This window comes from Streptomyces sp. NPDC093546 (assembly GCF_044765045.1).
Taxonomy (GTDB): domain Bacteria; phylum Actinomycetota; class Actinomycetes; order Streptomycetales; family Streptomycetaceae; genus Streptomyces.
On the sequence record NZ_JBIWJG010000002.1, the window covers coordinates 273,509 to 298,413 of the forward strand.

Sequence of the window (24,905 nt, forward strand, 5' to 3'; positions counted from 1 at the left end):
CACCTCGGTGCCAGGGGCGGGGCTGCGGAAGCTGTGGACTGCGGGCTGTGTGAGAAAGGCGGACGGGCGGGGCGGGGACGGAGCCGGCTCAGACCAGGCACGGGATGGCGGAGACGGAGGTCACCCCGAAGGCCGGCTCCCGCACCATGGCGGGGTGACCGCCGCGCAGCCCCGGACGGTGCTCGTCGACGGCCCGGAACAGGGCCTCGATCTCCATCCGGGCGAGCGCGGCGCCGAGGCAGAAGTGGCCACCGCGCCCGAAGGCCACGTGGCGGCCGCCGGTACGGCGGATGTCGAAGCGGTCCGGGTCGGCGAAGACCTCGGGGTCGCGATCGGCGGCCGCGAGGACCAGGACGACGCGGTCTCCCTTGGCGATGCGGCGCCCGGCGTACGCGAAGTCCTCCCGGGCGGTGCGGGGCGCGAAGTTGAACGGCGACGCGAACCGGACGGACTCCTCCACGGCCGCGCCGTACGGGACCTCGCCCGTGCGCAGCGCGCGGTGCTGCTCCGGGTCGGCGAGCAGGCACGCGAGGCCGACGGCGGCCGCGGTGGCCACCGGTTCGGCGCCGCCGGTGAGCAGCTGGGCGAAGAGCGCGGTGACCTCCTGCGCGTCGAGCTCCCCGGCGCCGTCGGCGTGGAGGGAAGCCAGCAGCGCGGCCATGGGACCGGCCGCGCGGGGCAGGACGGTTCCCGTGACGTAGGCGGTCAGCTCGCGGACGGCGAGGTCGGCGGCGAGCGCCGTCTCCTTCTCCAGGACCGGCATGCTCAGGTAGCGGATCAGAGCGTCGGACCAGCCCGTCACGGCGTCGCGTTCGCGGTCCTCGATGCCGAGGAAGGCGCAGATCGCGGTGAGCGCGTAGGGCCGGGCCACCTGCTGGAACAGGTCGCCCTCACCCGGCCGCAGGGCCTGGACGGCCTCCTCGGCGCAGGCGCGCAGGGTCTGCGCGAAGGGCGCGAGGCTGCGCGGGGTGAAGGCCCGCTGCAGCGCCTTGCGGGCCTTGAGCTGGTACGGAGGGTCGGCGAAGACCAGCCACTTGCCGAGGAACCGCTCGACGGGCGCGAAGGCCGCGCGCATGTCCTCGGTCATCGCGGCGAGCATGGCGGTCTTGTCGCGGGCGCCCAGGGCCGGTTCCAGCAGGAGCGTCTCGACGTCGGCGTGCCGGGTGACGTACCAGCTCCGGGTGGGCTCGTTCCAGTGGACCGGCTCGTGGGCGCGCAGCCGCGCGAAGAAGGGCGCCGGGTCGAGGGCGACCTCGGGCGCGAGGATCTCCTCGGGGGAGAAGGCCGCCAAGGTGTCGGCAGGCATGGGGGTCACCGGACTTCCTGGGTGTGCGCGGCGGCGGTGAGCCGCCGGGCCGTGGCCTCGACGGCGGCGGCCAGGTCGCGCAGGGCACGTGCGCCGAGCGCGGTGGGGTCGGAGGTCAGCCGCAGGTACCGCCGGCCGTCGGGGCGGGCCGGGTCGATGGCCTCGGCCAGCACGTCGCAGGCGACGGTGTGCGGGCGCAGCCGGGTGGGCACGAGGCGTGCCTCGCCGAGCCGCAGCGTGCGGGTGGCGCACAGCGGCCGGTCCGTGAACACCGCGCGCGGCCACGGGTCCTGATCGTGACCGTTGGGCTCGGTGGCGCCGGGCTCCTCGGGGCCGAGGGGCCGGCCGCGTACGGCGGAGACGGCGGCGAGCACGCTCCGGAAGGCGTCTCCCGGGTCGTCGAGGCCGCCTTCCGGGATCCGGACGCGGACCGGCGCCGGGGCGGCGCGGCCGGGCACGGCGAGGCCGGTGCGGAAGTCCCGCTGCCCGGTGACGCTGCCCAGGGCCAGCGCGTACACGGCGAAGAGCACGCAGGCCGGGGTGGCCGCGGGGTCGTCGGCCAGCGCCAGCAGCCGGTCGACGACGGGCCCGTCGAGGGTGATCTGGTGGTACGGGGGCGGCGGCGCCGCGCCGTCCGGCCCTACGGGCGCGGGGGTGGCGGTGGGGTGCGGCTCGGGCGCGGCGGCGGTGAGGTGCGACTGGGGCGCGGCGGCGGTGAGGTGCGACTGGGGCGCGGCGGTGGCGTCCGCGTAGCACCGTTCGATCTCCGCCTCCAGCAGCTCCAGTTCCCGTTCCAGCCCCGGCTGCGGATCAGGGCCCGGGCCCGGCTTCGGCGTGGAGGCGGATCGGTGCACCTGGACGACCAGGAGGCAGCCACCGCTCCAGCGGCGCAGCTCGGCGCGGACGGGTGCCGCGCCGCTTGCCAGGTCGAAGGGCCGGGGCGCGGCGGACTCGGCCGCCTTCAGGGCGGTGTCCACCGCCTCCCAGCCGAGGCCGGGGGTGTCGTGGACGGTCACCGCCGGGGCGGGGCGGCTGCCGGTGGCGCGGGCGAGCGAGACTCGCAGGCGGTCCGCGTCGACGGCTGCGCCGCTCGTGTCGAGGTACCCGAGGGTGACGGCGTCGGCGGGGCCGAAGCCCGTCAACCACCGAGGTCCGGCGCTTGGTTGCTGGGAACCTGTCATGGGAACACTCCTCTCCAGGGCTTCCGTGGGGGGCGGGTTTCAGGGGCGGTCAGGCGCGGGCGGGCTCGGCGACCGCGGCAGCGTTCGCCGTCGCGTCGGCCGGGTTCGCCGGGTCCGTCGCGTCCGTTGCCACCGCCGCCACCTGGGGGCGCTTGGCGCGGACGGCGAGAAGCAGCAGCGGGGCCACGGCGCACAGCGCGGCCATGCCGGCCGCGTACGGGGTCCCGGAACCGGAGGTGACCAGGGCCCCCGCGACCAGCGGGCCCGTCACGAAGCCGACCGAGGTCGACATGCCGTAGGCGGCGTTGAAGCGCCCCCGCAGCTCCGGGGAGGCCAGCGAGTTGACCAGCGACGGCATCCCGGTCGCGTACAGCGTCTCGGCGGTGGCGAACAGCACCATCGCCGTGATCAGCAGCGTGAGCTGCCCGGCCCCTCCGGGAAGCCCGGCGGCGACCAGCACCAGCGCCCAGTTGGCCGCCCACAGCACGCCGGCCAGGGCGACCGTGCGGGTGTGCCGCCACCGCTTGACCAGGTCGTGCAGGACCACCTGGGCGGCGATCACGCCGCCGGTGTTCACCGCGAACAGCACCGCGATCAGGGAGGTCCCGACCCCGGTGTGGGTCACCAGGAACGCCGGGTAGCCCGCCTCCAACTGCCCGTACGAGGCGAAGTAGAGGGCCGCGCCGACCACCATCACCACCAGGAACGAGCGGTGGGCGAACACCTGCCGGTAGCCGGCCGGGCGCGCGCCCGCCCCGGGCGCGGACGGCGCGGCGGCGGACGGCGCGGGGTCCAGCCCGCGCAGCACCAGCATGAGCACGGCCACCCCGAGATAGCTGACCGCGTCCACGGCGTACAGCAGCCGGAACGACAGCGGGTGCGCCGTGGCGGCCACCACGCCGCCCAGCAGGCCGCCGATGCCCATGGCGGCGTTGGCCAGGGTGAAGCTGGAGCCGAACACCACGGGGTGGGACGCGTCCGGCACCGAGGCGGCGAGCAGCGCGTTCCACGCCGACGAGCCGCCGAGGCCGATGCCCCACACCGCGGAGGCCAGCAGGAAGTGCCATCCCTGGGACGCGACCGCGTACCCCGCCACGCCCACCGCGCTCAGCGCCATGTGCGCGGCGGCGGCCCGGCGCGCTCCGACGCGGTCGGCGAGCCGTCCCGCGTGCAGACCGCCGACGATCACGGCGACCGAGGTCACGGAGACGGCGTGCATCGCGGTCGTGAGGCCGAGGCCGTTGACCTGGTGCACGTAGACGACGAGGAACGGCAGGACCAGGCCGGACCCGATGTTGTTGACCGCGCCGAGCGCCAGCAGCGTCCGCGCGGGGCGGGGCAGCGAGGCGAGGTCCTTCAGGAGGGACACGGGCTTTCCTTTCGGTCCGTTCGGGCGGCGGGGGCGGCGACGGTCGGGTTCAGGGTGCGGACGACGGGCCGGCCACCGTCCGCCTCGACGCGGACCGCGGCTCCGAGCGGGAGGGTGAGCATCGGGTCGGTGTGCCCGAACGGCAGGTCCAGGAGGATCGGTACGTCGCCGGGGAAGGCGTCCAGGAGGATCCGGTGCAGGGCGTCCGTGCGCTCCGGGCCGTACGGGCCGCCAGGAGTGCGCCCCACCACCACGGCGGTCGCACGCTCGGCGATGCCCAGGTGGCGCAGCTGGGTCAGGCTGCGCTGGAACGCCGGGACGGTCAGTCCGTCCTCCGTGCCCTCCAGACACAGCACGGTCGGCCCGTCCGGCGGGGCCAGCCAGCGCGTGCCCGCCAGGAAGCTCAGCGTCGGCACGTTCCCGCCGAACAGCACGCCCTCGGCGCGGCCGGGGCGCAGCACGTACGCGCCGCCCGGGTACCGGGGCCGCTCCTCCTCGTCGGCCGAGGCCCAGTCGCCGTACGGCTGGGTCCACCACGACGGCAGCGGCCAGACGCCGTCGGCGCCGCCGTCCGCGGTGCCCCCCTCACCCGTGAGAGTGCGGCGCAGGTGGTCCACGGTCTCCGGGAACGGCGCGGGCCACTCGCCGAACTGCGGCAGCAGGGCGGGGCCGTAGAAGACGGTGGTGCCGGTGATCGCCTGGCAGCCCAGCAGCAGCGCGGTGTTGTCGCTGTAGCCGACGAGGATCTTCGGCGGGAGCGAGGCCAGTTCGTCCAGGTGCTCCAGCAGGTCGTTGGAGTTGTTGCCACCGATGGTGGTGAGGACCGCGCCGACGTCGGGGTCGGCGTACAGGTCGAGCAGGGCGCGGGCCCGCTCCCGGCCGGTGCCGGCGATGGCGCCCGCGTACCGGCCCTCGGGGGCGAGCCGCACCGGGCTGCCCAGGGCGCGCTCCAGCGCGGCCACGGCCCGGCGGGTGCGGTGCGGGAACCGGCCGGCGGCCCAGGCGCTGGTCGCGGCGACGCCGACGACCGTGCCGGGCCGCAGCGGCGGCGGCGGGGTGGTGGTGGGCAGGCCGGCGCTCACGCGGACGGCCCGCCGAACAGATAGCGCAGCGCGTTGCCCGACAGCAGGCCCCGGGCGGCCGCGGCGCCGGCGCCGCCCAGCTCCAGGGAGCCGAGGATGCGGCGCACCGCGTCGGGCGTGTCGGCGCCCAGGATCCGGCCGTCGTCCCAGGGCTGGAGGTGCCAGGGGGTGTCCAGCGAGAACATCAGGCGCGGTCCGCACTCGGCGATCAGCTCGGCCAGCCGGGTGTCGGACCCGGCCGGGCCGGGGTCGCCGACGGTCCGCTCGCACACGGCTTCCCAGGGGCCGAGGTCGGCGTACACGCCGGGGTTGGCCAGGATCTCGGGGAGGCCCGGGTTGAGGAAGCCGAGGTGGGCGATGCTGACGCGGGCCCCGGCGGCGACGGCCGCGGGGACCACGTCGGCGCGGATCTCCGCGAGGTCGCCGAGGCGGCCCTCGGGGGAGCAGTGCAGCACGGTCGGGACGTTCCACCGGGCGCCGAGCGAGAGGTAGCCGCGGGCCACGTACGCGGCGAGCGGGGTCTCGGCGGCCGGCGGGTGCCACTTGAGGGCGAACACCTCGTCGAGGCGGCCCTCGTAGTCGGCGGCGAAGTCCTCCGCGTCGCGGAACGGGTCGGCCATCAGCGCGGGCATGGGCAGGCCGGCGGAGACCGGGTGGTCCTTGCGGAACCGGGCGCATTCGTCGAGGAGTTCGAGGTTGCGCTCGCGGATCACCCGGCTGCACGTCCCGGGGTCCACGGGGACGCCCGCCGGCTTGAAGCGCCGGTAGTACGGCATCGGCAGCACGAGCGCGCCGACGGTGGCGGGAGGCTCGGGCAGGTGCGCGCGCCCGAGCGTGCCCAGCAGCCGCATCAGCTGCTCCACGGACTGCCGGTAGGTGTGCTCCGAGGTCTCGTCGTGGTGGATCAGCTCGGCGCCGGCGTGCTCATGGGCACTGATCAGCACGGCGGCGTCGCCGCGTGCCAGGTGCTCCCGTACCTCCTCGCGCACCGGCCCCAGGGGGGCGGCGTGCGCCGCGGGCCGCGGGGGCGGGTCCGTGGGGAGCAGGCCGTAGGCGACGACGTCGACGCGGCCGGCGTGGGTCGTACCCGCCTCGCGCAGCACGCCCTCGCGGGTGAACCCGGCCTTCTCCGCGACGCGCTGGGAGCCGTGGTTGCCGGTCGCGGCGAGCAGCATGACGCGGCGTACGGGCGTGGCGTCGAACACCCAGGAGGCGACGGCGCGCACGGCCTCGGGGGCGAAGCCGCGGCCGCGGGCGGCCGGGACGGTCCAGTAGCCGATCTCGGTCGTCAGCTCGCGCCAGTCGGTCCGCTTCAGGCCGAAGCAGCCGACGAGTTCACCGGTCGCGGCGTCCTCCGCCGCGAACTGCACGCCGTCTCCGCTCGTCAGCGACTCGGGCGCGCCCTGGGTGCACCACCACCGGGCGTGCTCCTCGGTGTACGGGCTCGGCAGCGGCAGCCAGCGCTGGGTCGTGGCGTCGTCGCAGGCGGTCTGGACGCCGGGCACGTCCCGCTCGGCGAACGGGCGCAGCACGAGGCGCTCGGTCCGCAGGACCGCCTCGGGGAAACGATTCATCTCTCCTCTTCCTTTCTTCCTTCCGGCCGTTGCTTCTCGCCGTCTCGCGCCGTCACTTCTCGCCGCGGAACTTGCGCCCCAGCAGGACCGCCGAGCCGGTCGAGCGCCCGCAGCAGGCGCACGCGCGCGGCGGTGCCGCCGCCGCGTCGTCGCCGAACGGGACGCCGTTCTCACCGGTGAGCCGGCCGATCACGTCGAGTCCGGGGCGGTCCAGGGCCGCGCCGGCGCACGCGTCCCGGTGGCACAGCGGCACCCGGGCCGCCGCGGGCACGGCCGCCGGGCCGTCGGGCCCGGGGAAGGCGTCCAGGTCGAGGACGCGGGCCCGGTGCGCCGCGGCCCGGTCCCGGACCAGGTCCGCGCCGAGCGCCGCCAGCCGCTCGGACACCCGCTCCGCGAGGTCCCGCTCGCCGACCGGCTCGCCCTCGCCCGCGTCCGCGCCGAGCAGCAGCACCTCGCCGCGCGCCGGGCCCTCCGCGGTCAGGAAGAGGGGCACGCCGTGCGCCCGCGCCCGGCCGGCGCGGGCCTTGAGGCCGCGGTGGTCGTCGTACGCCTCGGCCCGGACGCCCCGCTCCCGCAGGGCCTGCGCCAGCCGGGCGGCCCGCTCGGCGCTCTCCAGGACGGCCGGCACGACGGCGACCTGCACCGGGGCGACCGAGGGGTGGTACACCGGCCGGTCGGGGTCGTCGTGCGAGTGGACCAGCAGGGCGAGCACGAGGCGGGCCGAGAAGCCGAAGTTGAGCATCGTCAGCGGCTCGGCCCCGTGGCGCACCCCGAACGTCTCGCTGAACCGGGTTCCCAGCTCGTACACGGACGTCAGCGTGGTCGAGGCGCCCTCTGGGAGCAGCGTGACCAGCTCGTGCCGGCGGTCGGCGTACGCGCCCTTCGCGCCGGGCTCCTTGAGCCGCTCGACCGCGAAGGTCGGCAGGCCCAGGGCCGCCGCGACCCGGCCCGGGCCGTGCAGCAGGAAGGCGACGTCGGCGGAGGAGTCGCCGGTGAAGGCGGCCTGCGCCTCGAAGAACGGCCACACGAACCGCTCCATCCACAGCGGCCGCATGCCGTGGCCCTCGTGGCGGCCCACGGTGCGCACGGTGCTGACCCGGAACGGCGGGGTGCGGCCCTCCCGCAGCCAGTCGGCCATCACCAGCGAGATCTGCGCCTCGATGGTCGAGGCGAGCACCAGTGGCTCGTCCCCGCCGCCGGGCGCGCCCTGCCCCTCGGCGTCCCGCAGCAGGTACACCCGGTCGAGGAAGCTCTTGATGGAGCCGGCCTGCCGCTCCAGAGCGGACAGCGGCACCGCCGAGGGCAGGCCGAGTTCCTCGTAGCCGCCGTCCTCGAACAGCGCGCGGAAGGCGTCCAGGACGCGGTCGCACAGGGCGTAGCCGTGGGGCAGCCAGCCGCTGGCCCCGGCGACGGGGTACTTGGCGTGGATGATGTGGGAGCGCTGGAGTGCCGCGGCGTCCCCGGCCCATGCGGTCACCGGGCAGTCTCCGTCCCGCGCAGCAGCGCGAACTGGGCGATGTGGAAGAAGGTCACGTTCAGCGGCCGCAGCCGGTTGCCGGCGTCGACGTAGCAGGCGCCGTACCGCTTGGCGGCCTCCGTGGGAAGCGAGGTCACCGAGGCGGTCACGCGGCCCGCGTGCCGCCACACCAGCGCCTCCCCGGTCAGGGCCCAGGGCTCCGGCGCGGGGCCGGCGCCACCGCCGACACCGAGCTCGTCGAGGACGCGGCCCACGGTCTCGACCAGGCCGGTGCCCTCGGGCCCCTCGGGCCCCGCGAGCAGCCCGTCCGCGCACACCAGGTCCTCGGCGTCCGTGCCGGTGGCCGTGTCGATGACGGGGGAGACGGCGGGGCCGCCGGACCAGAACCCGACCGGAAGCTCCCGCCAGCTGAAGCGCTGCTTGGAGACGAGCGGGAGCGCGCGCAGGCACAGCCCGGCGGTCGCGTACCAGCCGGTGGGCTGCTCCGAGTCGTGCGTGGTGAGCGCCGTGCGCCGCAGCCCGGGGCGGAGCAGGTCGCGCACCGGGCGGACGAGCGTCGGCGGCACGAGGACCGGGAGGTGGGTCCGGCGGACGGACGCGGCGCGCAGCAGCGGCTCGATCAGCCGCTGGGAGTCGCGCAGCAGGTCCATGGCCGGGCCGCTCAGCACGTAGTGCCCGGCGGGCCCGTGTCCGCGCCGGACCAGCTCGGCGGCGGTCGTCGGGGTGACGGCGGCGGGCGCCGTGACGGTGGCGCGCGCGGTGGCGGGCGCGGGCACGGGTGCCGTGGCGCCGGTGGTCAGGGGCATGGTGGGTCCAGTGCGGGATGCGAGCGCGGGCGTGGGCGTGGAGGCGGGCGTGCGCCTCGAGGCGGGCGCGGGTGGCGCGGTGGCCGCCCCGCCGGGCCCGGCGCCCCGGAGGGCGCCGGCCCGGCGATGAGCGGGTGTCACACGGTCACGGGGTGACGGAGACACCGTTCAGACGCGGCGCCAGCTGCAGTTCGCGGATGTCGTCCTGCTGGAGCACCCACATCAGCCAGCGCTCGATGCCGAGGCCGAAGCCGGAGGTGTGCTGCGGGCGCGCCTCCTTCATGCGGACGTACCAGTCGTAGTCCGCCTCCGGCACCTCGTGGTGGGCCAGCGCCTTGCGGGTCTGTTCGCCGTCCACGTGGCGCTCGCCGCAGCCGACCGTCTCGCCGATGCCGAAGAGCAGGTCGCCGTTGAGGGCGGTGCGGCCCTCCTCGTCGCCGTACGCCTGGTAGAAGGGCACCGACAGGTGGTCGTAGTGGGTGACCCACAGGATCGGGCTGATCTCGTCCATCAGGCGGCGCTCGCCGTGGCGCGAGAGGGTGCGCCAGCCGCCGTGGTGCTCGACGGCGTCCGGGTCGTCGCCGAGGTGGGCGACGGCCTCCTCGAACGTGATGCGCGGGAAGGACTCCAGGCCCGCCATGCGCTCCAGGTGCTCGGTGGTGCCGGCGATGGCGCGGACGTCGTCGGCGTAGCGGTCCAGGACGGACCGGGCCAGCCGGCGCATGTAGGCGTTGACGGCGTCGATGCACTCGTCCAGGCCGCCGGGCAGCTCCGCCTCGCTGTGGAAGAACTGGTTGAGGTGGGTCTCGTCGCAGTCCTCGCCGCGGAAGCTGGGCATCAGGTACCAGCTGCCCTGCGGGCTGAGGCGGCAGCCGTACTCCAGCATGAACTGCATGGAGTCGGCGAGGAAGGTGCGCTGGCCGAAGAGGTCGATCTCGACCGGCAGGGAGTCGCTGCCGAGGCCCATCGGGCTGGAGATGCTGTTGGTGGTGATGGGCAGGTGCACGGACTTGACGCCGCGCTCGCTCCAGAAGAGCGCGGTCTCCGTGGTCACGAGGTCCTGAAGGTCCACGAGCGTGCGGTACAGCGGCTGGTCGACGATCTCCAGGAAGCGGTCCGCGGAAGGACGCCAACCACCGTGCGTGTACGTGGGCGTGGCCAATGTATTCCCCTAAGTCCCCTAGAAATGGGCGATCCGATGCTCCGCGCCGTACGCGGCAGAGCCGAACGCGCCGGAAACCGGATCGGTTTCGTGTGTCCCATCCTGCGCGTCCGCGGCGCTCGCGTCATCGTTTTCCGCTGGCGCGAGGCTGCCTGGCATCCTCCTGCCCGGAGGCGCGAATTCCGGCGGAAAAGCGAAAAGGGCTGTTGCTGCCGGGAATCCCCGGCAGCAACAGCCCTATCACTTCTCGTGTTTTACGAAATGGCCTTCTACGAAATGGCCTGATGCGGAATGCTCTTCACCTACGGAACGGACACCGTGTGCATCCAGCCGAACCGGTCGTCCCGGTCTCCGTACTGGATCGCGGCGAGCTCGTCACGCAACCGCGTGGTGACCTCGCCGGGCCGGCCGTCGGCGATGACGCTGCGCCCGGAGGAGGTCGTCACGGCCCCGATGGGCACGACGGACGCGGCCGTGCCGCAGGCGAACGCCTCGGTCACGCGGCCGTCGCCCGCGGTCAGCTCCTCCAGGGAGATCGGACGCTGGACGGTGGGGATGCCCAGCGCGGAGGCCAGTTCGATCAGGCTGCCCCGCGTGTTGCCGGCCAGGATGGTCCCCGACAGGCGCGGGGTCGCCAGCACCGGGCCGCCGGCCTTGTCGCGGGTGACGCAGAAGAAGTTCATCGCCCCCAGCTCCTCGACCCAGCGGTGCTCCCGCGCGTCCAGCCACAGCACCTCGTGGCAGCCCCGTGCCAGGGCCTCCGCCTTGGCGGCGAGGCTGCCCGCGTAGTTGCCGGCGCACTTGGCGGCGCCCGTCCCGCCGGGCGCGGCGCGGATGTGGTCCGGCGCGCACCACACGTCGATGGCCTGGTAGCCGTCGGCGAAGAAGTAGTCCACCGGCGAGGCGATCACCGCGAACAGGTACTCCCGCGAGGGCCGCACGCCCAGGCTCGGCTCCACGGCGATCATGAACGGGCGGAGGTAGAGGCTCTGCCCCGGCCCCTGCGGCACCTCGCCGGCGTCCGCGCGCACCACCACCTCGCAGGCCTCGGTGAAGCGCTCGACCGGCAGGTGGGGCATGGCCAGGCGCTCGGCGCTGCGGTTGAACCGCTCGGCGTTGACGTCCGGCCGGAACAGCGCGAGCGAACCGTCCCGCCGCGGGTACGCCTTGAGCCCCTCGAACACGGCCTGGCCGTAGTGCAGCGCCATGGCGGCGGGCGACAGCTCGAGCGCCGCGTGCGGCGCCAGCTCCAGCGGCGACCAGCCGCTCTCCGGCGTCCACCGGGAGAGCACCATGTGCCGGGTGAAGCGGGCCCCGAACCCGAGCCGGGCGGACGCCGGAGCCTCGGTCAGCGCGGTCATGGCGCCACCGGGGACATCTCGTACGAGGGCAGCAGCGCGGCCTCCAACGCGGCGGCGCGCTCCCGGAACTGCTCCTCGTCGTCCGCGCCCAGCACGAGCAGCAGGCACCACACCGAGGGGTGCAGCTCGCCGATCTCGAAGCCGGCCGGGCGGGAGCGGATGGTGTCCAGGACGTACGGGAAGCGGCCGATCTCCTCGTCGGAGGGCTCCTTGACGATCCGTCCGGGCTCCGCGGGCGCGAGGTTGATCCAGCCGACGTACGGGTACGGCGGGGTGCGCAGCGACAGCGGCTCCGCCCCGGCGCCCATGATGGCCTCCACCCACAGCTCCCGCAGGTCGGCGCCGTACGGCCCGAAGCTCTCGGGGATGGCGCCACCGGCGAACCGGGTGGCGATCTCGGAGAACCACAGCCGGCCGTCGGCGCGGCGGAAGATCTCCAGGTGGGTGATGTCGTCGGTGATCTCGAACGCGGCGTTGATCCGCTCGTGCAACTCCTCGACCTCGGCGTACAGCTCCGGCTCGCGCTCGCGCGGCAGCAGGATCGAGCCGTTGTCCCGGCCCGGTGTGGTCACGGTCATGCGCGGCCGCAGGTAGCGGCTGACCCCGAGGATCTGGGCCTTGCCGTTCTCCCACACGGCGTCGACGTGGTACTCGTCGCCGTCGATGGGCTCCTCGGCGATCAGGAACTGGGCGACCGTCTCCCGGCCGGCGGCGCGCAGGATCCCCGCGAGCTCCTCCGGCTCCGTGACCAGCGAGGTGGCGACCGAGCCGAGGCCGGCGGCCGGCTTGACGACCACCGGGAAGCCCAGCGTGTCGGCCACCTTGCGCACCGAGCCCTCGACGTCCGCGGTGGAGAGCGAGACGTGCCGGGCGCAGGCGATCCCCGCCTCCCGGGCGCGGTCCTTCATCGCGCGCTTGTCGCGCATGAGGACGGACTTCTCGATCGACGGCTGCGGCAGACCCAGCAGCGTCGCCAGGTACGCGGCGCTGAACTGGCTGAACTCGGAGAGGCTCAGCACCCGGTCGATCTTCGTCCCGGTCGACCGGATGTCGACCGCGAGCTGGGCCATCTCGTCCAGGGCGTCGAAGCTCCGGATCACGTAGTGGCGGTCGACCCGGGCGATCAGCGCCGGGTCGATGGCCCGGTTGGCGGCCTCCCACTCGTCGTAGACGAGAGTCACCCGGGCGCCCCGGTCCAGCAATGCCTGCAGCGTCACCCGGTCCCACCGGCACACCAAGAGGTTCAATTCCCTCATCCCCTGCATCTCTTCCTGTTTCCGCGTCCGGCCCGCTTCGACATCAGTCCCAGTTGAGGCTTTCCGAGGTGGTCGGGACGGCGAGCACGGTCGTGTTCGCGGTCGTGGTCCCGTGCTGCGCGGAAACGGCGCTGTTCCCGCCGTGGATTCCGATTCCCCCGACGATCAGCGCGGCGGCGAGACCCGAAATACCTGCGGCAGCGCGAACGAGAAGTTCCATGATGTTTCCCCCTGTTGATGCGAAGCGGTAACGCGATTCTGCGCCGCCTGTCACCCCGGGGCCAAGCAATCCGCCTGGCAGCTTGCGGACTGGCAGGCAGGTGCCCAAGCGGCCCCGGCAGGGGCTGGGGCCGCGGGCCGGGCGGTCGTCATGGCCATCACGCGGGCTGCGGGCCCTTGCCGTGGTGTGTCGGGAGGAGGGTGACCGGGGCCGGGGCCGGTGCGCCGCAGCAGCCGCCCGCCTCTGCCTCGGGGGCGTTGGGCTCGTCGAAGAGGCCCGCGCCGCCGCAGACGCCGGTCTCGGGGAGGGTGAGTTCGACGCGTTCGGCGGCCTCGTGGTCGCCGGCGAGGGCGGCGGAGACGGAGCGGACCTGCTCGTAGCCGGTCATGGCGAGGAACGTCGGGGCGCGGCCGTAGGACTTCATGCCGACGAGGTAGACGTCCTTCTCCGGGTGCGCCAGCTCCCGTACGCCATGGGGGTAGACGGTGCCGCAGGAGTGGACGTTCGGGTCGATGAGGGGCGCCAGCGCGGTCGGGGCCTGGAGCCGTTCGTCGAGGCCGAGGCGGAGTTCGGTGAGGAAGGACAGGTCGGGGCGGAGGCCGGTCAGCACGATGACCTCGTCGACGGGGTCGAGGCGGCGGCCGTCCTCGCCGACGAGGACCAGGTGATCGCCGTCGCGCTCGACCGCCTCCGTACGGAAGCCGGTGACCGCGCTCGCGTACCCGGCCTCCACGGCCGCCTTGGCGCGCAGGCCCAGCGCGCCGCGGGCGGGCAGCTCGTCGGCCTCGCCGCCGCCGTACGTGGAGTCGGTCAGTCCGCGGCGCAGGACCCAGGCGGCGTGGGTGCCCGGCGCGCTCTCCGCCAGGTCGGCGAGGGCCGCGAGGGCGGTGAAGGCGGAGGCGCCGGAGCCGACGACGGCCGTGCGCCTGCCCGCGTAACGGGCCCGTACGGCGGGGTCCTGGAGGTCCGGCACGCGGTAGGCGACGCGGTCGCCGGCCGCGCGCTCGCCGAAGGCGGGCAGGCCGTCGCCGCCGAGCGGGCCGGGGGTGGACCAGGTGCCGGAGGCGTCGATCACCGCGCGGGCGAGGAGCCGCTCCTCGCGGCCGTCCGTCCCGGTGGTGTGGACGGTGCAGGGCTGCGCGTCGCGGTCGGCGTCCACGACCCGGTCGCGGCCCGCCCGGGAGACGCCGGTGACCCGCGCGCCGTACCGGACGCGGTCGCCGAGGGCGTCAGCCAGCGGCTGGAGGTACCGGTCCGCCCAGTCGCCGCCCGTCGGGTAGGCGGCGCCGTCGGGCTTCACCCAGCCGGTCGGTGCCAGCAGCTTCTCGGCGGCCGGGTCGACGAGCTCGGCCCAGCGGGAGAAGAGCCGCACGTGGGCCCACTCCCGTACGGCCGATCCGGCGGCCGGTCCCGCCTCCAGGACCAGCGGCTCCAGGCCGCGCGAGACGAGGTGGGCGGCGGCGGCCAGACCGACCGGGCCGGCCCCGATCACGACGACGGGCAGCTCGGACAGGACGGGCGGGGTGGTGGGCGCGTTCACGGCGGGCTCCTTGATTCGACGTATGTCGATGTCTTGTTCCCAGCCTTGCCTCTGATTCGACGTGTGTCAACATAGACGTATGTCGAATAACCAGCTGCTGCCGCTTCTGGAGCCCGACCGGGGCCCGGGCCGGGTCCCGGGCCCGGGCGTCGAGCCGTGCTGCCCGCCGCTGAACGAACGCCCGCTGACCGCCGACGAGGCGGTGCGGGCCGCCGCGATGTTCAAGGCGCTCGGCGATCCGGTGCGCCTGCGGCTGTTCTCCGCCGTCGCCTCTCATGAGGGCGGGGAGGCGTGCGTCTGCGACATCTCCGACGTCGGCGTCTCCCAGCCGACCGTGTCCCACCACTTGAAGAAGCTGAAGGAGGCGGGACTGCTCACCTCGGAGCGGCGCGGCACCTGGGTCTTCTACCGGGTGGAGCCGTCCGTCATGGCCGCCCTCGGGAAGGTGCTCACCAGCGGCGCGTGACGCGGTCGGCGGACGGCGGCTTGCAGACGACGGTCAGCAGGGGTGGGAACCGGGGTCGTCGGCGGCCGCGGCGTTGTAGCGCAGCAGGTACGCGGCGAAGCGGTCGAGGTCCTCGGTGGACCAGTCGGCGAGCCGGGCTTCGTAGGCGGCGCGGCGGCTGGCGTGGGTCGAGGACAGCAGCCGGCGGCCGGCCTCGGTGGGGTGCAGGACCTGGACGCGGTGGTCGCTGAGGTCGGGGCGGCGCTCGACGAGGCCCAGCTTCTCGAGCACGGCGATCTGGCGGCTGACGGTCGACTTGTCGAGCATGTAGTGGGCTGCGAGGTCGGTGGCGCGGCAGCCGTGGCGGTAGTCGATGTGCGCGAGGAGCGTGTACGAGACGAGGGGCAGCTCGGGGTGCAGCCGGGCGGCCGCGGCGCGGGCGCGGCGGGCGAACGCCGTGAGCTCGCGCTGGATGACGTCGACGGCCTCGTCGCGGACGGTGTGGACGTCGCGTACGTCGCGGAGGGACTCGTGGCGCGCCCCGGGCATCGTCGGCCTTTCCCTGGGGTGTGTGCGGTCGGGGGTGTGCACGAGGGCGGGTACCGCGTGCTGCGCGGGTTATCCACAGCGAGATGTCCACAGGGGGAGACGCGTGTGCGAAGGCGGCGGTACGGTCTGCGTCATTCGGGCGGCGGCGGTGTGCGGACGGGGGGTTTCATGTACGAGGAACACGAGAAGTACGAGGGGTACGAGGAGCGCGAGGGCGAGCGGATACCGGTGGTGCCGGGGTTCGCGCGGCGGACCGCGGGGGCGGTCGGCGCGGCTGCGCAGTCCGTGAAGGCGCGGGGCAAGGCGCTGCGCGACCGGGTGCCGAGGGCCTCGCACGCGACGTTGGCGCCGCCGGCCGGGGAGCGGCCGGACGCGGTGCGCGCGGTGGAGGAGTCCAACCGCGGGCGGGTGGAATCGCTGGTGCCGATCCGGGTGGGCAGGATGGTCGCGACGCCGTTCGCCTTCCTGCGCGGCGCCGCCGGGCTGATGGCGTACGACCTGGCGGGCACGCCCGTCACCGGCGTCGGCGCGCAGATATGCGGTGACGCGCACGCGGCCAACTTCGGCCTGTACGGCGACGCGCGGGGCCGGCTCGTCATCGACCTGAACGACTTCGACGAGACCGTGACCGGGCCCTGGGAGTGGGACGTCAAGCGGCTGGCGACGTCGCTGGTGCTCGCGGGGCGGGAGGCGGGCGCGGACGAGGACGTGTGCCGGGCGGCGGCGTTCGACACGGTGGGCGCCTACCGGCGGACCATGCGGCTGCTGGCCAGGATGCCGGCGCTGGACGCCTGGAACGCCATCGCCGACGAGGAGCTCGTCTCGTACACGGACGCGCGCGACCTGCTGGGCACGCTGGAGCGCGTCGAGGAGAAGGCCCGGGCCAACACCAGCGCCCGCTTCGCCGCCAAGTCGACGGAGGAGTGCGCGGACGGCGGGCGGCGGTTCGTGGACGCGCCGCCCGTCCTGAGCCGGGTGCCGGACGCGGAGGCGGCGGCGGTCGCCGCGTCCCTGGGGGAGTACCTGCGGACGCTGCCGGAGGACCGGCTGCCGCTGCTCGCCCGGTACGCCATCCACGATGTGGCGTTCCGGGTGGTGGGCACCGGCAGCGTGGGGACCCGCTCGTACGTGGTGCTGCTGCTCGACCACCGGGGTGAGCCGCTGGTGCTCCAGGTGAAGGAGGCGCGGCCCTCGGCGCTGCTGCCGCACCTGCCCCGGGCGGGATTCGAGGCGCCGGGCGTGGAGCACGAGGGGCGGCGCGTGGTCCTCGGGCAGAAGCGGATGCAGGTCGTCAGCGACAGTTTGCTGGGCTGGACGACGGTCGACGGCAGGCCGTACCAGGTGCGCCAGTTCCGCAACCGCAAGGGCAGCGTGGACCCGGCGGCCCTCGCGGCCGACCAGATCGACGACTACGGGCGGATGACCGGGGCCCTGCTGGCCCGGGCCCACGCCCACAGCGCGGACCCCCGGCTCATCGCCGGGTACTGCGGCAAGAACGACGAGCTGGAGGAGGCGGTCGCACGGTTCGCCGTGGCGTACGCGGACCGCACGGAAGCGGACCACACGGCCCTGGTGGCGGCGGTCAGGAGCGGGCGGATCCCCGCGGAGCCGGGGGTGTGACCGGCGAGGCGGCTTCCGCCCGTACGCTGGTCGGGTGACGACCCCGAGCGACGACATGACCGGCGAGCAGCACGGCGGCGAGCAGCCCCCCGCTGACCGGCACGGCGGCCGGCAGCAGGGCGCCTGGCAGCAGGGCGCCGAGCGGCCCGAGGCGCGGCTGGAGCGGGCGGTGCGCGCGGCCGAGCAGGCGCTGATCGAGTTCGAGATCGCGGTGGAGACCTTCCGGGTCGAGGTGGAGAACTTCTCCCGGCTCCACCACCAGAGGCTCGGCCCGATGTACGCCCGCCTGGACGAGCTGGACGCCCTCATCGCCGAGGCGCGGGCGGCCCGCACCGGAGACCCGGAGGACCTGCGCAAGGCGCGGGAGGCCCGGGCGATGGTGCTGCCCATGCCGGGTGTCGAGGAGCTCTTCCACCACTGGGTCGACTCCGACGGGCTGTCCCCCGAGGCCGCCGCGATGCTCACCGACCGGCCCGTGCAGCCCCCGAAGCGGGTGCGGGTCCGCGACGAGGTGCGCAAGCTCTACCGCGAGCTGGCCCGCAAGGCCCACCCGGACCTGGCGCGCGACGAGGAGGAGCGGCAGCGGCGCGAGGAGTTCATCACGCGTGTCAACGCCGCCTACGGCCGCGGTGACGAGGCGCTGCTGCGGGAGCTGTCCGAGGAGTGGGCGCGCGGCCCGGTGCCGGCGGCGGCCGAGCTGAGCGAGAGCGAGGAGCTCTACGCCCGGCTGGACTGGCTGGCGCGCCGCAAGGAGCTGCTGACGATCGTGGCGCAGGATCTGGAGGAGAGCGCGATCGGCGCGATGCTCCGGATGGCGCCCGACGACCCGGACCGGCTGCTGGACGAGGTCGCCGAGCAGCTGCTGGCGCAGGTCGCCGAGCGCGAGGAGGAGCTTGCCGCGCTCACGCGGCAGGTGCAGTAGGTTCGAGACGTACGTGACACGGGGTGTACGTGGTGTACGCGGTGTGCGTGACGTACATCCGATGCGACGAGAGAAGGCGTGAGCCATGAACTTCGCCCAGCTGCCCGCGGTGGACGCCGCGTCCGTCCCGGCCGACGGGCTGGTACTGGACGTCCGCGAGGCCGACGAGTGGGCGGCCGGACACGTCGAGGGCGCGCTGCACGTGCCGATGAGCGACTTCGTGGCGCGCTTCGGCGAGGTGACGGAGGCGGTGGCCGACGGGCGGCGCGCCTATGTGATGTGCCGGGTCGGCGGCCGGTCCGCCCAGGTCACGCAGTACCTGGTCCAGCAGGGCATCGACGCCGTGAACGTCGACGGCGGCATGCTCGCCTGGGACGGTGCCGGCCGCCCGATGGTCACGGACAACGGCACCGAGCCCTTCGTTCTGTAGGAGCCGGACGTGGTCGGGCCCGGCCGGACCGACCGGACCGACCGGCCGCGTGGACCGACCGAACCCCGCCAGTTCGGCCCGGCGCGACGCGGCCGTCAGCGGTCGAAGTCCAGCTCGACCTCCGACGTCGCGGGATGCGACTGGCAGGCCAGCACATAGCCCGCGTCGGTCTCCTCGGGCTCCAGCGCGTAGTTGCGGTCCATCCGCACCTCGCCGCTGACCAGGAACGCCCGGCAGGTCCCGCAGACACCGCCCTTGCACGCGTACGGCGCGTCCGCGCGGGCGCGCAGCACCGTGTCGAGGAGCGACTCCGCCTCCCGCACCGGCCAGGTGCCGGACCGGCCGTCCAGGGTCGCGGTCAGCGTGGCATGGGCGGGTATCGCGGCGGCCCGCACGGCGGCGGACGCCGTCCCGTCGTCCACGTGGAAGATCTCCTGGTGGACGCGGCCGCGCTCCACACCGAGTCCGCGCAGCGCGTGCTCGGCCGCCTGGACGAGCCCGAACGGCCCGCACAGGTACCAGCCGTCCACCTCGCCGACCGGCAGCAGCCGGGGCAGCAGCTCGGTGAGCCGCTCGCGGTCGAGCCGCCCGGACGGCAGCCCCGCCTGCTGCTCCTCCCGCGACAACACGGTGACCAGCTGAAACCGGCCGGGGAAGCGGTCCTTCAGCTCGGCGGCCTCGTCCACGAACATCGTCGAGGCGGCGGTGCGATCGCTGCGTATCAGGCAGAACCGCGCGTCGGGCTCCCGCTCCAGCACCGTCGCCGCCATCGACAGCACCGGCGTGATGCCGCTGCCGCCGACGATCGCCGCGAAGCGCCCCGGGCGCGGTTCCAGCAGAAACCGGCCCATCGGCTCCATGACGTCGACCGTGTCCCCGGCGGCGAGCTCCTTGAGCGCGTACGTCGAGAACTCGCCGCCGTCCACCAGCCGGATGCCGACCTTCAGCACGGGGCCGGCCCCTGGGGGCGCGGCGGGGGAGCAGATCGAGTACGTCCGGCGGATCTCCTCTCCCCGGGCCGTGGCGCGGCGCAGGGTGACGTGCTGGCCGGGCGTGTGCCGGAAGGTCTCGCGCAGCTCGGGCGGCACGTCGAAGGTGACCGCCACCGAGTCGTCCGTGAGCCGCTCGACCTCGCTCACCCGGAGCGGATGGAACATCTACAACTCCTTGAAGTGGTCGAACGGTTCGCGGCAGGCGGTGCAGCGGCGCAGCGCCTTGCAGGCGGTGGAGGAGAACCGGCTCAACAGCTCGGTGTCGGTCGAGCCGCAGTGCGGGCACCGGATCGCGAGCGACACCGGCACCGGCCCGGTCCCGCCACCGGTCCCGCCGCCGCCCTGGTGGCGGGGTGGCGCTATGCCGAACTCGGCGAGCTTGCGGCGCCCTTCCGCGCTGATGTCGTCGGTCGACCAGGCGGGGGAGAGCACCGTCACCACGGACACCTCCGGTACGCCGTGGTCGTGCAGCACCCGCTCGATGTCCGAGGACATCGCCTCGATGGCGGGGCAGCCGGTGTACGTGGGGGTCAGCTCGACCTCCACGCGGCCGGGGGCGAGGACACGCACCCCCCGCATCACACCGAGCTCCTCCAGCGTCAGTACGGGCAGCTCGGGGTCGGGGACCGAGCCGGCCAGCCGGCTCAGCTCCTCCTCCAGCGCCGTCGGGCGGGCCGTGCCGGTCACCATGACGCCCCCGGGTGGCTGCGGTGCAGGTGCTGCATCTCGGCGAGCATCCGGCCGAACGGCTCCGTGTGCAGGCCCTGCCGCCCGGCGCCCGCTCGCCACGCGCCGGTGCGCGGGCCGTCCGGCACGGTGAGCGTGGCCCGCTCCAGGACCCCCGTCACCGACGCCAGCCAGTCGGACTCCAGCTCCCGCCAGTCGACGTCGAGCCCCTCCACCGGCTGGAACAGCTCGCCCGTGAAGCGCCACAGCGCCGCGCAGGCCCGCTGCATCCGCTCGTGGCTCTCGGCGGTGCCGTCGCCGAGCCGCAGCGTCCACTGCTCGGCGTGGTCCTGGTGGTAGGCGACCTCCTTGACCGCCTTCGCCGCGAGACCGCAGAGGTCGCCCGCGTCCGCAGCCGCCGACAGTCGGCCGTACAGCAGCCGCTGATAGGTGGAGAAGTAGAGCTGGCGGGCGATGGTGTGGGCGAAGTCGCCGTTGGGCTGCTCCACCAGCTGGACGTTGCGGAAGGCCCGCTCCTCGCGCAGATAGGCGAGCTCGTCCTCGTCGCCGACGAGGGAGAGCAGCACCCGCGCCTGGCCGAGGAGGTCCAGCGCGATGTTGGCGAGGGCCACCTCCTCCTCGAGGACGGGGGCGTGGCCCGCCCACTCCCCCAGCCGGTGGGACAGCACGAGCGCGTCGTCGCCGAGGGCGAGCGCCGCTGCGGTGCTCACGGTGGCGGTCACAGGTTCTTCACCCCCTCCGGGACCTCGTAGAAGGTCGGGTGCCGGTACGGCTTGTCGGCGGCCGGCTCGAAGAACGGGTCCTTCTCGTCCGGCGAGGACGCGGTGATCGCCGAGGAGGGCACCACCCAGATCGACACGCCCTCGCTCCTGCGGGTGTACAGATCGCGGGCATTGCGCAGGGCGAGCTCCGCGTCCGGTGCGTGCAGGCTTCCCGCGTGGGTGTGGGACAGCCCGCGGCGCGAGCGCACGAACACCTCCCACAGCGGCCAGTCGCTGGTCGTCATGGAGTCGCCTTTCCGTGCTGCTGGTGGTTCGCGTGCTGGTTCGTGGGCTGGTGGGGGGCTTCGGGCCGGTGCTTCGCGGCGTAGGCCGCCGCGGCTTCCCTGACCCAGGCGCCCTCTTCGTGCGCCCGCCGCCGCTGGGTGATCCGCTGGTCGTTGCAGGGGCCGTTGCCCTTGAGGACCTCCCAGAACTCCGCCCAGTCGATCGGGCCGAAGTCGTAGTGCCCGCGCTCCTCGTTCCACCGCAGGTCCGGGTCCGGGAGCGTGAGCCCGAGGGCCTCGGCCTGCGGGACGCAGATGTCGACGAAGCGCTGGCGGAGCTCGTCGTTGGAGTGCCGCTTGATCTTCCAGGCCATGGACTGCGCCGAGTGCGCCGACTCGTCGTCCGGCGGGCCGAACATCATCAGCGAGGGCCACCACCAGCGGTTCACCGCGTCCTGCGCCATCGCGTGCTGCTCCGGCGTACCGCGCGAGAGGGCGAGCAGCGACTCGTACCCCTGCCGCTGGTGGAAGGACTCCTCCTTGCAGACCCGGACCATCGCGCGGGCGTACGGGCCATAGGAGCAGCGGCACAGCGGGACCTGGTTGGTGATCGCGGCGCCGTCCACGAGCCAGCCGATGGCGCCGACGTCGGCCCAGGTCAGCGTGGGGTAGTTGAAGATCGACGAATACTTCTGGCGGCCGGAGTGGAGCTTGTCGAGCAGCTCGTCCCGGCTGACGCCGAGCGTCTCGGCGGCGCTGTAGAGGTACAGGCCGTGACCGGCCTCGTCCTGCACCTTGGCCATGAGGATCGCCTTGCGCCGGAGGGAGGGGGCGCGTGTGATCCAGTTCGCCTCGGGCTGCATGCCGATGATCTCGGAGTGGGCGTGCTGCGCGATCTGCCGGATGAGTGAGGCGCGGTACGCCTCCGGCATCCAGTCGCGCGGCTCGATCCGCTCGTCGGCGGCCACGGCGGCGTCGAACGCCGCCTCGTACGCCTCCTGCGCGCCCTGCGTGTCCGCGGTCACTGCCGTCATCGGGCCCCCTACCGACCGATCGTTCGGTTGAATGACTTCAATGGTGAGTCGACGGCCCGTAAGGTGTCAACCCTGTGGATAACTGCGGTGGATCGATGCGGATGGATGCGGATCGGGGCGGGATGGACTCGTACGACAAGGAGCGCGGGCACGTCGAGCCCGCCGCGCACCCGGTGACCAGCACCGCGGCTGCCCCCCGGCCGACCGAACCGGCACCCGCCGAGCCCGCCACCGCCGCTGCCGGCGCGACCACTGCCGACGCCGCCCCCGCTGCCGGCGACCCCGACGCCACCGATCCCGACGCCGGTGCGCCCGGCGACGCGAACCGGCCCCGCGCGGGCATAGCCGGGCTCTCGCTGCCGTACCAAGTCGTCGCCTCCGTCGCCGTCGCGGTCGTCGCCGTCTTCGCCTGCTACCACGTGGCCATGGTGTTCCTGCACGTCGCGCCGTCGAACACGCTCACGAAGCAGCACGGCGAGGCGGTCGACGAGTGGGTCTTCCCCGAGTTCGAGCAGAACTGGAAGCTCTTCGCGCCCAACCCGCTCCAGCAGAACATCGCCGTCCACGCCCGCGCCGAGGTCATACGCGCCGACGGCAGCCGACGGACGACCGACTGGATCGATCTCAGCGCCGACGACGGCGAGGCCATCCGGGGCAACCTCGCCCCGAGCCATGTGGACCAGAACCAGCTGCGCCGCGGCTGGGACTTCTACGCCAACTCGCACACCGCCGACAACCGCGCCAACGGCATGCGGGGCCGGCTCTCCGAGCGCTACATCCGGCGCATCACGATGCTCCGTCTGGAGGCCCACGACCTCGGCGGCCGCGTCGACCGGATACAAGTGCGCAGCTCCACCCGGGCCGTCGGGGCCCCGCCCTGGAGCGAAGAGAAGACCGACACCCGCGCCTACTACCGCACCCTCCCCTGGTGGACGGTGACCGCCGCCGACCTGCCCGCCGGCGTCGACAACGGCCGTACGGAGGCGCAGCGGTGAACCAGACCCCCGCCCCGGCAGCGGTGAACCAGACCCCCGCCCCGGCCCCCCAGCCGCTCGACCGCCGGCTCGCCCGCGCCGTCCAGCGCGTCACCGCCACGGCCCTCGGCCCGTACCAGACCGCGATCGTCCGCATCGGCTTCGCCGCCACCTGGCTCTTCTTCCTCCTGCGCGAGTTCCCCCACCGCCACGAGCTGTACGGACCCGAGGGCCCCTGGGCCTGGGACATGGGCCAGCAGCTGATCGCGCAGAACCACTCCTTCACCGTCCTGATGTGGTCGGGCAGCACGGTCTGGTTCGAGATCGTGTACGCGGTCGCCATGCTCTCCAGCGTGCTGCTGCTGATCGGTTGGCGCACCCGCACCATGTCGGTGCTCTTCATGGCCGGGGTCCTGTCGCTGCAGAACCGGTCCATCTTCATGGGCGACGGCGGTGACAACGTCGTCCACCTCATGGCCATCTACCTGGTCCTCACCCGCTGCGCACAGGTCTGGTCCCTGGACGCCCGCCGCGCCCGCCGCGCCCCGCGCGGAACCGGCGGCCCGGGCTCCCGCCGCGACCTGGTCGGCCCCGCGCTCTGGACGGTCCTCGCCCTCCCCCTGGTCGCCGCGACGCTCCTCGGCGACCGCACCGGGGAGCCCTGGCTCCTCGCGCTGCTGTGGCTGCTGTGGGCGGCGCAGGGCGTGTGGTGGCTGGTGTGCCGGTACGCGCCCGGCGAGCCGCGCGTCCTGCTCGACACCTTCGCCAACCTGGCCCACAACGCCACCCTCGCCGTGATCATGGCCGAGGTGTGCCTGATCTACGCCACCGCCGGCTGGTACAAGATCCAGGGCTCGCGCTGGCAGGACGGCACCGCGCTGTACTACCCGCTCCAGCTGGACTACTTCACGCCCTGGCCGTTTCTCTCCGACCTCCTCGCCGGCAGCGGCGTGATCGTGATGGTCGTGACGTACGGCACGGTCATCGTGCAGGTGGCCTTCCCCTTCACCCTCTTCAACCGGCGCGTCAAGAACGTCCTGCTGGTGGCGATGATGCTGGAGCACGCGGGGATCGCGGTGCTGCTCGGGCTGCCGTTCTTCTCGCTCGCGATGATCGCCGCGGACGCCGTCTTCCTGCCGACCGTCTTCCTGGTCTGGCTGGGTGCCCGGGTCGGCCGGGGCCGCGAGCGGCTGCTGCGCCGGTCGAAGCGGCCGCAGGCCGAGCAGCGGCCCGCCGAGGAGTCACACGCCCCCCGTACCCTCGTGGGGTGACCAGCGAGACCCCCCTCCAGCCCCTCCAGTACGACGACGGCTACGGCCCCGAGGTCGGCGTCGGCCCGCACCCCCTGCCCTGGCCGCAGGGCGAGCGGTACGACCCCGAGCTGCTCGCCCACGGCGACCGGCGCAATGTCCTCGACCGCTACCGGTACTGGACGCGCGAGGCGATCGTGGCCGACCTGGACACCCGGCGCCATGACTTCCACGTTGCCGTGGAGAACTGGGGCCACGACTTCAACATCGGGTCGGTCGTGCGCACCGCCAACGCCTTCCTGGCGAAGGAGGTGCACATCGTCGGCCGCAGGCGCTGGAACCGGCGCGGTGCGATGGTCACCGACCGGTACCAGCACGTGCGCCACCACCCCGACACCGCGTCGCTGACGTCCTGGGCCGCCGCCGAGGGGCTGCCGGTCATCGGGATCGACAACCTCCCCGGGGCCGTGCCGCTGGAGCGGACCGAGCTGCCGCGCCGCTGCGTGCTGCTCTTCGGGCAGGAGGGGCCGGGCCTCACGGAGGAGGCCCGCGAGCACGCGGCGATGGTCTGCTCCATCGCGCAGTTCGGCTCGACCCGGTCGATCAACGCGGGAGCCGCCGCGGCGATCGCCATGCACGCCTGGGTGCAGCGGTACGCGGAGATCGACCAGCCGTAGGACCAC

General features: G+C 74.1%; 25 protein-coding genes. 7 read left to right on the forward strand and 18 right to left on the reverse strand.

Annotated features, from left to right (window positions below; translation table 11 throughout):
- Window positions 1-88: 88 nt before the first annotated feature.
- The 12 genes from ACIRNI_RS04350 to ACIRNI_RS04405 form a co-directional block, all read right to left on the reverse strand.
- On the reverse strand, window positions 89-1,306 hold the full coding sequence (locus ACIRNI_RS04350) for a cytochrome P450 (protein WP_403548166.1): 1,218 nt from the start codon (window positions 1,304-1,306) through the stop codon (window positions 89-91).
- A gap of 5 nt (window positions 1,307-1,311) precedes the next feature.
- Window positions 1,312-2,487 (reverse strand): hypothetical protein, encoded by a 1,176-nt coding sequence (locus tag ACIRNI_RS04355; protein WP_403548168.1) that lies wholly within the window; start codon window positions 2,485-2,487, stop codon window positions 1,312-1,314.
- A gap of 49 nt (window positions 2,488-2,536) precedes the next feature.
- Entirely contained in the window at window positions 2,537-3,856 is a 1,320-nt protein-coding gene (locus ACIRNI_RS04360) for an MFS transporter (protein WP_403548170.1), read from the reverse strand.
- Window positions 3,844-4,938: a S66 peptidase family protein gene (locus ACIRNI_RS04365; protein ID WP_403548171.1), complete on the reverse strand. Its 1,095-nt coding sequence runs from the start codon at window positions 4,936-4,938 to the stop codon at window positions 3,844-3,846. Before ACIRNI_RS04365 ends, ACIRNI_RS04360 begins: the two co-directional genes overlap by 13 nt.
- On the reverse strand, window positions 4,935-6,512 hold the full coding sequence (locus ACIRNI_RS04370; RefSeq protein ID WP_403548173.1) for a GNAT family N-acetyltransferase: 1,578 nt from the start codon (window positions 6,510-6,512) through the stop codon (window positions 4,935-4,937). The genes ACIRNI_RS04365 and ACIRNI_RS04370 overlap by 4 nt, the downstream gene beginning before the upstream one ends.
- A gap of 52 nt (window positions 6,513-6,564) precedes the next feature.
- Window positions 6,565-7,989, reverse strand: a complete 1,425-nt coding sequence (locus ACIRNI_RS04375; protein ID WP_403548175.1) for a His/Gly/Thr/Pro-type tRNA ligase C-terminal domain-containing protein — start codon at window positions 7,987-7,989, stop codon at window positions 6,565-6,567.
- A complete protein-coding gene (locus ACIRNI_RS04380; RefSeq protein WP_403548177.1) occupies window positions 7,986-8,795 on the reverse strand; it encodes a hypothetical protein in 810 nt (269 codons plus the stop codon). The genes ACIRNI_RS04375 and ACIRNI_RS04380 overlap by 4 nt, the downstream gene beginning before the upstream one ends.
- 145 nt (window positions 8,796-8,940) lie before the next feature.
- Entirely contained in the window at window positions 8,941-9,957 is a 1,017-nt protein-coding gene (locus ACIRNI_RS04385) for an amino acid--tRNA ligase-related protein (protein WP_403548178.1), read from the reverse strand.
- Between the two features lie 302 nt (window positions 9,958-10,259).
- On the reverse strand, window positions 10,260-11,318 hold the full coding sequence (locus ACIRNI_RS04390) for a branched-chain amino acid aminotransferase (RefSeq protein ID WP_403548180.1): 1,059 nt from the start codon (window positions 11,316-11,318) through the stop codon (window positions 10,260-10,262).
- Window positions 11,315-12,565 (reverse strand): ATP-grasp domain-containing protein, encoded by a 1,251-nt coding sequence (locus ACIRNI_RS04395; protein ID WP_403548182.1) that lies wholly within the window; start codon window positions 12,563-12,565, stop codon window positions 11,315-11,317. The genes ACIRNI_RS04390 and ACIRNI_RS04395 overlap by 4 nt, the downstream gene beginning before the upstream one ends.
- Window positions 12,566-12,617: 52 nt before the next feature.
- Complete coding sequence (locus tag ACIRNI_RS04400) at window positions 12,618-12,794, reverse strand: hypothetical protein (protein WP_403548184.1); 177 nt, start codon at window positions 12,792-12,794, stop codon at window positions 12,618-12,620.
- A 157-nt stretch (window positions 12,795-12,951) separates the two neighbouring features.
- Window positions 12,952-14,334 (reverse strand): NAD(P)-binding domain-containing protein, encoded by a 1,383-nt coding sequence (locus ACIRNI_RS04405; protein WP_403548185.1) that lies wholly within the window; start codon window positions 14,332-14,334, stop codon window positions 12,952-12,954.
- Between the two features lie 79 nt (window positions 14,335-14,413).
- Here ACIRNI_RS04405 and ACIRNI_RS04410 point away from each other — a divergent pair, with 79 nt between their 5' ends.
- Window positions 14,414-14,800 carry an ArsR/SmtB family transcription factor gene (locus ACIRNI_RS04410; RefSeq protein WP_403548187.1) on the forward strand — a complete coding sequence of 129 codons (387 nt, stop codon included), beginning with the start codon at window positions 14,414-14,416 and terminating at the stop codon, window positions 14,798-14,800.
- Window positions 14,801-14,833: 33 nt separating this feature from the next.
- Here the strand turns inward: ACIRNI_RS04410 and ACIRNI_RS04415 are convergent, their stop codons facing one another.
- The gene (locus ACIRNI_RS04415; RefSeq protein WP_403548189.1) at window positions 14,834-15,328 is read right to left on the reverse strand and encodes a MarR family winged helix-turn-helix transcriptional regulator; all 495 of its coding nucleotides are present in this window, start codon (window positions 15,326-15,328) and stop codon (window positions 14,834-14,836) included.
- A 168-nt stretch (window positions 15,329-15,496) separates the two neighbouring features.
- On the opposite strand from ACIRNI_RS04415, the gene ACIRNI_RS04420 reads away from it, so the two are divergent.
- The 3 genes from ACIRNI_RS04420 to ACIRNI_RS04430 all read left to right on the forward strand — a co-directional run bounded on the left by ACIRNI_RS04420 (window position 15,497) and on the right by ACIRNI_RS04430 (window position 18,300).
- Window positions 15,497-16,948, forward strand: coding sequence for a DUF2252 domain-containing protein (locus ACIRNI_RS04420; RefSeq protein ID WP_403548191.1), 1,452 nt, complete (start codon window positions 15,497-15,499; stop codon window positions 16,946-16,948).
- Between the two features lie 55 nt (window positions 16,949-17,003).
- Window positions 17,004-17,870, forward strand: a complete 867-nt coding sequence (locus tag ACIRNI_RS04425; RefSeq protein ID WP_403548813.1) for a hypothetical protein — start codon at window positions 17,004-17,006, stop codon at window positions 17,868-17,870.
- Window positions 17,871-17,955: 85 nt separating this feature from the next.
- Window positions 17,956-18,300, forward strand: a complete 345-nt coding sequence (locus ACIRNI_RS04430) for a rhodanese-like domain-containing protein (RefSeq protein WP_403548193.1) — start codon at window positions 17,956-17,958, stop codon at window positions 18,298-18,300.
- A 95-nt stretch (window positions 18,301-18,395) separates the two neighbouring features.
- Here ACIRNI_RS04430 and ACIRNI_RS04435 read toward each other — a convergent pair whose 3' ends face one another.
- The 5 genes from ACIRNI_RS04435 to paaA are packed head-to-tail and all read right to left on the reverse strand — an operon-like array spanning window position 18,396 to window position 21,998.
- Window positions 18,396-19,457, reverse strand: coding sequence for a 2Fe-2S iron-sulfur cluster-binding protein (locus ACIRNI_RS04435; protein ID WP_403548195.1), 1,062 nt, complete (start codon window positions 19,455-19,457; stop codon window positions 18,396-18,398).
- A complete protein-coding gene (paaD, locus tag ACIRNI_RS04440) occupies window positions 19,458-19,982 on the reverse strand; it encodes a 1,2-phenylacetyl-CoA epoxidase subunit PaaD (protein WP_403548197.1) in 525 nt (174 codons plus the stop codon). It abuts the gene before it with no gap.
- Window positions 19,976-20,701, reverse strand: coding sequence for a 1,2-phenylacetyl-CoA epoxidase subunit PaaC (paaC, locus tag ACIRNI_RS04445; RefSeq protein ID WP_403548199.1), 726 nt, complete (start codon window positions 20,699-20,701; stop codon window positions 19,976-19,978). The genes paaD and paaC overlap by 7 nt, the downstream gene beginning before the upstream one ends.
- Complete coding sequence (gene paaB / locus ACIRNI_RS04450) at window positions 20,698-20,985, reverse strand: 1,2-phenylacetyl-CoA epoxidase subunit PaaB (protein WP_355352013.1); 288 nt, start codon at window positions 20,983-20,985, stop codon at window positions 20,698-20,700. The genes paaC and paaB overlap by 4 nt, the downstream gene beginning before the upstream one ends.
- Entirely contained in the window at window positions 20,982-21,998 is a 1,017-nt protein-coding gene (gene paaA / locus ACIRNI_RS04455) for a 1,2-phenylacetyl-CoA epoxidase subunit PaaA (RefSeq protein ID WP_403548202.1), read from the reverse strand. Before paaA ends, paaB begins: the two co-directional genes overlap by 4 nt.
- A gap of 101 nt (window positions 21,999-22,099) precedes the next feature.
- Between paaA and ACIRNI_RS04460 the strand changes: the two genes are divergently transcribed.
- The 3 genes from ACIRNI_RS04460 to ACIRNI_RS04470 are packed head-to-tail and all read left to right on the forward strand — an operon-like array spanning window position 22,100 to window position 24,899.
- Window positions 22,100-22,993, forward strand: coding sequence for a DUF5819 family protein (locus tag ACIRNI_RS04460; protein ID WP_403548204.1), 894 nt, complete (start codon window positions 22,100-22,102; stop codon window positions 22,991-22,993).
- A complete protein-coding gene (locus ACIRNI_RS04465; RefSeq protein ID WP_403548206.1) occupies window positions 22,990-24,243 on the forward strand; it encodes an HTTM domain-containing protein in 1,254 nt (417 codons plus the stop codon). The genes ACIRNI_RS04460 and ACIRNI_RS04465 overlap by 4 nt, the downstream gene beginning before the upstream one ends.
- Window positions 24,240-24,899 carry a TrmH family RNA methyltransferase gene (locus ACIRNI_RS04470; RefSeq protein ID WP_403548208.1) on the forward strand — a complete coding sequence of 220 codons (660 nt, stop codon included), beginning with the start codon at window positions 24,240-24,242 and terminating at the stop codon, window positions 24,897-24,899. The genes ACIRNI_RS04465 and ACIRNI_RS04470 overlap by 4 nt, the downstream gene beginning before the upstream one ends.
- The last annotated feature ends 6 nt before the right edge of the window (window positions 24,900-24,905 follow it).

Bases quoted from the DNA above. Each gene is read 5' to 3' on its own strand.
- ACIRNI_RS04410 (WP_403548187.1), top strand. From the start codon at position 14,414: ATGTCGAATAACCAGCTGCTGCCGCTTCTGGAGCCCGACCGGGGCCCG.
- ACIRNI_RS04430 (WP_403548193.1), top strand. From the start codon at position 17,956: ATGAACTTCGCCCAGCTGCCCGCGGTGGACGCCGCGTCCGTCCCGGCC.
- ACIRNI_RS04415 (WP_403548189.1), bottom strand. From the start codon at position 15,328: ATGCCCGGGGCGCGCCACGAGTCCCTCCGCGACGTACGCGACGTCCAC.
- paaA (WP_403548202.1), bottom strand. From the start codon at position 21,998: ATGACGGCAGTGACCGCGGACACGCAGGGCGCGCAGGAGGCGTACGAG.
- ACIRNI_RS04380 (WP_403548177.1), bottom strand. From the start codon at position 8,795: ATGCCCCTGACCACCGGCGCCACGGCACCCGTGCCCGCGCCCGCCACC.
- paaD (WP_403548197.1), bottom strand. From the start codon at position 19,982: ATGGTGACCGGCACGGCCCGCCCGACGGCGCTGGAGGAGGAGCTGAGC.
- ACIRNI_RS04350 (WP_403548166.1), bottom strand. From the start codon at position 1,306: ATGCCTGCCGACACCTTGGCGGCCTTCTCCCCCGAGGAGATCCTCGCG.
- ACIRNI_RS04435 (WP_403548195.1), bottom strand. From the start codon at position 19,457: ATGTTCCATCCGCTCCGGGTGAGCGAGGTCGAGCGGCTCACGGACGAC.
- ACIRNI_RS04390 (WP_403548180.1), bottom strand. From the start codon at position 11,318: ATGACCGCGCTGACCGAGGCTCCGGCGTCCGCCCGGCTCGGGTTCGGG.
- ACIRNI_RS04425 (WP_403548813.1), top strand. From the start codon at position 17,004: ATGACCGGCGAGCAGCACGGCGGCGAGCAGCCCCCCGCTGACCGGCAC.
- ACIRNI_RS04355 (WP_403548168.1), bottom strand. From the start codon at position 2,487: ATGACAGGTTCCCAGCAACCAAGCGCCGGACCTCGGTGGTTGACGGGC.
- ACIRNI_RS04460 (WP_403548204.1), top strand. From the start codon at position 22,100: ATGGATGCGGATCGGGGCGGGATGGACTCGTACGACAAGGAGCGCGGG.
- ACIRNI_RS04420 (WP_403548191.1), top strand. From the start codon at position 15,497: ATGTACGAGGAACACGAGAAGTACGAGGGGTACGAGGAGCGCGAGGGC.
- ACIRNI_RS04370 (WP_403548173.1), bottom strand. From the start codon at position 6,512: ATGAATCGTTTCCCCGAGGCGGTCCTGCGGACCGAGCGCCTCGTGCTG.
- paaB (WP_355352013.1), bottom strand. From the start codon at position 20,985: ATGACGACCAGCGACTGGCCGCTGTGGGAGGTGTTCGTGCGCTCGCGC.
- ACIRNI_RS04400 (WP_403548184.1), bottom strand. From the start codon at position 12,794: ATGGAACTTCTCGTTCGCGCTGCCGCAGGTATTTCGGGTCTCGCCGCC.